This is a genomic window from Blastococcus sp. CT_GayMR20 (genome assembly GCF_004570345.1).
On sequence record NZ_SPQM01000235.1, the window covers coordinates 1 to 4,975 of the forward strand.

6 protein-coding genes and 1 pseudogene are annotated in these 4,975 nt (G+C 74.0%); 2 read left to right on the top strand and 5 right to left on the bottom strand.

What is annotated here, in order from left to right:
- Both E4P40_RS26265 and E4P40_RS26270 read right to left on the bottom strand, forming a co-directional pair.
- The coding region (locus E4P40_RS26265; RefSeq protein ID WP_135161256.1) for a 5-formyltetrahydrofolate cyclo-ligase at window positions 1-469 on the bottom strand (469 nt) is incomplete at its 3' end.
- Between the two features lie 29 nt (window positions 470-498).
- Window positions 499-1,242 (bottom strand): IclR family transcriptional regulator, encoded by a 744-nt coding sequence (locus E4P40_RS26270; protein WP_135161257.1) that lies wholly within the window; start codon window positions 1,240-1,242, stop codon window positions 499-501.
- A 77-nt stretch (window positions 1,243-1,319) separates the two neighbouring features.
- Between E4P40_RS26270 and E4P40_RS26275 the strand changes: the two genes are divergently transcribed.
- Window positions 1,320-2,297, top strand: coding sequence for a PDR/VanB family oxidoreductase (locus tag E4P40_RS26275; RefSeq protein ID WP_135161258.1), 978 nt, complete (start codon window positions 1,320-1,322; stop codon window positions 2,295-2,297).
- Window positions 2,298-2,366: 69 nt separating this feature from the next.
- Window positions 2,367-3,578, top strand: coding sequence for a cytochrome P450 (locus tag E4P40_RS26280; RefSeq protein WP_135161259.1), 1,212 nt, complete (start codon window positions 2,367-2,369; stop codon window positions 3,576-3,578).
- 6 nt (window positions 3,579-3,584) lie between these two features.
- Here the strand turns inward: E4P40_RS26280 and pcaC are convergent, their stop codons facing one another.
- From pcaC to E4P40_RS28395, 3 genes and pseudogenes are all read right to left on the bottom strand, one after another.
- Window positions 3,585-3,977: a 4-carboxymuconolactone decarboxylase gene (gene pcaC, locus E4P40_RS26285; protein ID WP_135161260.1), complete on the bottom strand. Its 393-nt coding sequence runs from the start codon at window positions 3,975-3,977 to the stop codon at window positions 3,585-3,587.
- Entirely contained in the window at window positions 3,974-4,780 is an 807-nt protein-coding gene (gene pcaD / locus E4P40_RS26290; RefSeq protein ID WP_135161261.1) for a 3-oxoadipate enol-lactonase, read from the bottom strand. Before pcaD ends, pcaC begins: the two co-directional genes overlap by 4 nt.
- A pseudogene (locus E4P40_RS28395) lies at window positions 4,777-4,975 on the bottom strand (3-carboxy-cis,cis-muconate cycloisomerase); the annotation flags it as partial. The pseudogene E4P40_RS28395 and the gene pcaD, both read right to left, overlap by 4 nt.

Below are 4,975 nucleotides of genomic sequence, written 5' to 3' on the forward strand. Positions count from 1 at the left end.
CGTCGGGCCGGGCGTGGACCAGCGCGCGGTCGTAGTAGCCGCCTCCACGGCCCAGGCGGAAGCCGAAATGGTCCACCGCCAGGGCCGGGACGACGACGGCGTCGGCGTCGGCGATCGCGGTCGGACCCTGCCGCGGACCGACGGGATGCTGCAGACCGAACCGGCCGGTTTCCAGTTCGCCGGTGTAGGTGGCCCAGTCGAGGGTCCGCCCCGTCGGAGGGATGACCGGCAGCAGGATCCGCGCTCCCAGTTCGGTGTAGGCGGCGGGCAGCCGGCCGGTCCCCGGTTCATCGGAGTCCGGGACGAACGCGGCCAGCGTGCGGACACCCTCGAGCCCGGAGAGCAGGGCCGAGGCGACCGCCTCGGCGACCGCGGCGCGCTCCGCCGCTGGGCGGGCCCGACGGCGGGACAGGAGGAAGTCGCGCAGCTCGTCCTTGACGACGGCAGGCGCCTCAGCAGGGTCGGTCACGACGGCGAGCCTAGGGAGGGAGCGGCCGGTCAGCCCAGCGACCGCCCTATCCCCCGGGCGGCGGCCAGCAGCGCCGGCACCGCGGACACGGCGCGGACATCGTTCGGGACGATCGCCGACAGGGCGGCCACCACCTCACCGAGCCCGTTCCGGACCGGGACGGCGATCCCCGTCGCGTCCGGATGGACGTGGCCGGCCAGCAGCGCGTACCCGCGGCGGCGTACCTGTTCCAGGGTGGCGCGGAGCCGGTCCGGCGTGGTGATCGTCTCCGGGGTCCAGCTCTCCAGCGGCCGGGCGAGCACGCGGTCCTGCAGTTCGCGGGGTCCGTAGGCCATGAGGACCACCCCGGACGAGGAGATGTGCAGCGGCAGCCGGCCGGCGATCTGCGAGTAGTTGACGACCGCGTCCCGGGCGGAGAGCCGTTCGAGGAAGATCACCTCGTCCCCGTGCAGGACGGCGAGCTGGACGTGGTGGCCGACCACGGCGTGCAGGTCCTCGAGGTAGGGCATGGCGGCGTCCCGCAACGAGCGGGTGGGCGCGGCGCGCGACGCCAGTTCCCACATCCGGAACCCGATGCGGACCTCGCGGTCCGGGCCCCGGCTGAGCAGTCCGTGGTCGACGAGCTGGCCGACGAGGCGCGAGGCCGTGGCCAGGTGCAGGCCGGCCCGCCGCGCGACCTCGGTGACGGTGAGCGCCGGCTCGTCGAGCGTGAAGGACTCCAGGATGCGGACGGCGCGGGCCAGCGAGGACTCCCCCGTCGCGACGCGTGGCATGCCTCGAGTGTGGCACCGACTCCCATCCATTGAGAGACTGTTTCCCGCGTCACACCCCGACGGGTCACCGTGTCCCCATGACCACGACCTCCCCCGCCCCCGCGCCCGTGGGCGCCGACGTCGCGACGCTGCGGGTGACGTCGAAGGACGTGCAGGCCGAGGGTGTGCTGACGCTCGAGCTGGCCGCGCCGTCCGGCGGACGGCTGCGGGACTGGACACCCGGGTCGCACATCGACCTCGTCCTGCCGAACGGCCTGACCCGTCAGTACTCGCTGTGCGGGGACCGGTGGGACCCCTTCACCTACCGGGTCGGCGTGCTGCTGGAGCTGGAGAGCCGCGGAGGCTCCACCTACGTCCACGACCACCTGCAGCCCGGCGACCTCGTCGGCGTGGGCGGCCCGCGCAACAACTTCCCGCTCGTGCCGTCCGAGCAGTACCTCTTCGTCGCCGGCGGCATCGGCATCACCCCGATCCTGCCGATGGTGCACCAGGCCGAGATGCTCGGCGCGCACTGGCGGCTGCTCTACGGCGGCCGGCGCCGGGCCTCGATGGCCTTCCTCACCGAGCTGGAGCGCTACGGCGACCGCGTCCTCGTCCGGCCCCAGGACGAGTACGGCCTCCTGGACCTCCCCGGCTTCCTGGGCGAGCCGAGGGACGGCGTCCGGGTCTACGCCTGCGGGCCAGGTCCCCTACTGTCCGCCGTCGAGCGGACCTGCGCTCCCCGGCCACCGCACACCCTTCGCACCGAGCGGTTCGTGGCCGAGGAGGCCGGAGCGCCCGCGCGGACGGCGCCGTTCGAGGTCGAGCTGGCCCGCTCCGGGAGGACGGTGACGGTGACCCCCGACGTGACGGTGCTCGAAGCGCTGAACGAGATCGGCGTCGAGGTGCTGTCCTCCTGCCGCCGTGGCGTCTGCGGCACCTGCGAGACCACCGTGCTCGCGGGTCGCCCGGACCACCGGGACGCCCTGCTCGACGACGACGAGCGCGAGAAGAACGACTGCATGTACATCTGCGTCTCACGGTCCCGCGACGAGCGCCTCGTCCTCGACCTCTGAGTCCTCCATCTCTGAGTGCTCCACCGCTGAGCCCTCCCCCTCTCCCCACCCGGCATCCCGGAGGATCCCGTGACCACCACCGCCCCGTCCGCCACCTCGCTGCCGACGAGCGACGTCGACCCCTTCAGCCACGAGGTGCTCGAGGACCCGCTCCCGATGCACACCGAGCTGCGCGAGGCAGGACCGGTCGTCCACCTGAGCCGGTACGACCTCTACGCGTTCGCCCGCTACGACGAGGTCTACGCGGCCCTGGTCGACTGGCAGGGCTTCCAGTCCGCCGCCGGCGTGGGCATGTCGAACTTCCGCTACGAGAAGCCGTGGCGGCCGCCGAGCCTGCTGCTCGAGGCGGACCCGCCGAAGCACGACGCCCCCCGGCGGGTGCTCCAGAAGGTCCTCGGCCCGAGGGCGCTGCGGCGCCTGCGCGAGGGGTGGGCGGCCGACGCCGAGGCCCTGGTGGACGAGGTGCTCGCCCGCGGCACGAGCTTCGACGCCGTGGAGTCGCTGGCATCGGTGTTCCCGCTGCGCGTCTTCCCCGACGCGGTCGGCATCCCCCAGCCCGGACGGGAGAACCTGCTCCCGTACGGCGACCACGCCTTCAACGCCTTCGGGCCGGACAACGACCTGGTCGCCAAGGGTGCCCCGCGGGTGGCGGAGCTCTCGGCGTGGGTGAACGCGCAGTGCCAGCGGGACGTCCTCGCCCCGACCGGGTTCGGCGCGGACATCTGGGCGGCGTCCGACCGCGGCGACATCACGCCGGAGCAGGCGCCGCTCGTCGTCCGCTCCCTGCTCACGGCCGGCGTCGACACGACGGTGCACGGGATCTCCGCCGTCCTCTACGCCTTCGCGACCCACCCCGAGCAGTGGCAGCGGGTGCGGCAGGACCCGTCGCTGGCGCGCGTCGCCTTCGACGAGGCGGTGCGCTGGGAGTCGCCGGTGCAGACCTTCTTCCGGACGGCGACCACCGACGTCCGGGTGGGCGACGCGGTCATCCCCGACGGCCACAAGATCCTCATGTTCCTGGCAGCGGCCAACCGCGACCCGCGGCGCTGGGACGACCCGGACGTCTTCGACCTGTCCCGCGACCCGTCGGGGCACGTCGGTTTCGGCATGGGCATCCACCAGTGCGCCGGCCAGCACGTCGCCCGGCTCGAGGCCGAGACCCTGGTGACCGCCCTGGCCCGCCGGGTCGCCAGGATCGAGCTCGACGGGCCGACGGTGCGGCACCACAACAACACGCTGCGGGCCTGGGAGAGCATCCCGGTGCGGGTCGTTCTCGACTGAGCGCCCTCAGGTGGAGGTGTCCCGCAGCTCCTCGAGGATCGGTACGGCCACCTTGAAGGCGTGGTTGGCGGCCGGGACGCCGGCGTAGATCGCGGCGTGCTGGATGACCTCGGCGATCTCCTCGTCGGAGAGGCCGTTGTTCTTGGCCGCCCGGACGTGGAGGGCGAACTCCTCCCAGTGCCGCAGCGCGATGGTGATCGACAGCGTCATCAGGCTGCGGTCGCGACGGGCGAGTCCCGGCCGCTGCCACACGTCACCCCACGCGGTACGGGTGATGAAGTCCTGGAAGTCCGCGGTGAACGGGGTCGTGTTCGCGACGGCGCGGTCGACCCACGCGTCCCCCAGCACCTCCCGCCGCGTGCGCATCCCTGCCTCGCGGCGCTCGTCGTCCGTGGTCATCGGGTGCCTCCCGCAGCTGCACCGGTCCGGCCGGGTCCTGCCGCGTCGAAGTGGCCGAGCAGGGCGCCGGTGACCTCGAGCGTGCGTTCCAGGTTGGCCAGGTGCGCACCCGGGCTCACGGTGAGCAGCTCGGCGCCGGGGATCCCGTCGGCGATGGCCTGCTGGTGCGGTGGAGGGAGCGCCGGATCCTCGGCCCCGGAGACGACCAGCGTCGGCGCGGTGATCCGGCCGAGGTCCTCGCGGAGGTCGACCGCGGCCACGACCTCGCAGCAGGCGGCGTAGCCCTCGTCGTCGGATCCGGCGATCATCGCCTCCAGCCGGGCGACCAGGTCCGGGTGCTCCGCGGCGAACGGCGGGGTGACCCAGCGGCTGGCCACGGTGGGTGCCAGGGGTGCCGTGCCGCCGGAACGCACGGCGGCGGCCCGGTCCAGGAAAGGCTGCGGATCGGGCTTCACCGACGTGCACAGGAGAGCCAGCCGGTCGACCCGACCGGGCTCGCGGGCGGCCAACCGGATCGCCGTCATCCCCCCCAGCGACAGCCCCGCGACGTGCGCACGCTCGGCACCCACCTCGTCGAGCAGGGCGAGCAGGTCGTCGACCAGGTCGTCCAGGGAGTAGGGCCCGGCCGGCGCCGGCGACTCCCCGTGCCCGCGGGTGTCGTAGGTGACCACGCGGTACCGCTCGGCGAGCGCCGGCACCTGCGGGTCCCACATGCCGCGGCTCGCGCCGAGGGAGCTGGAGAGGACGACGACGGGCGCGTCCGCGGCCCCGTCCACGGTGTACGAGACGGCGATCGCGCTCACTGGTTCCCCTCGGTCAGGCGGTGGTGGTCGGCGAGGGCGGCGTCCACCTGGGCGCCCGCCTCGCCGGCGTCGGGGGCGGCGGCCAGCAGGGCGTCGACGTCGAGGTCCCCCCGGCCGGCCAGCACCTCGCGCAGTGGCCGGCCGGTGGAGGCAGCCGCGCGCGTCGCCTCGGCGACCGCGTCGTGCGCCGCGCCG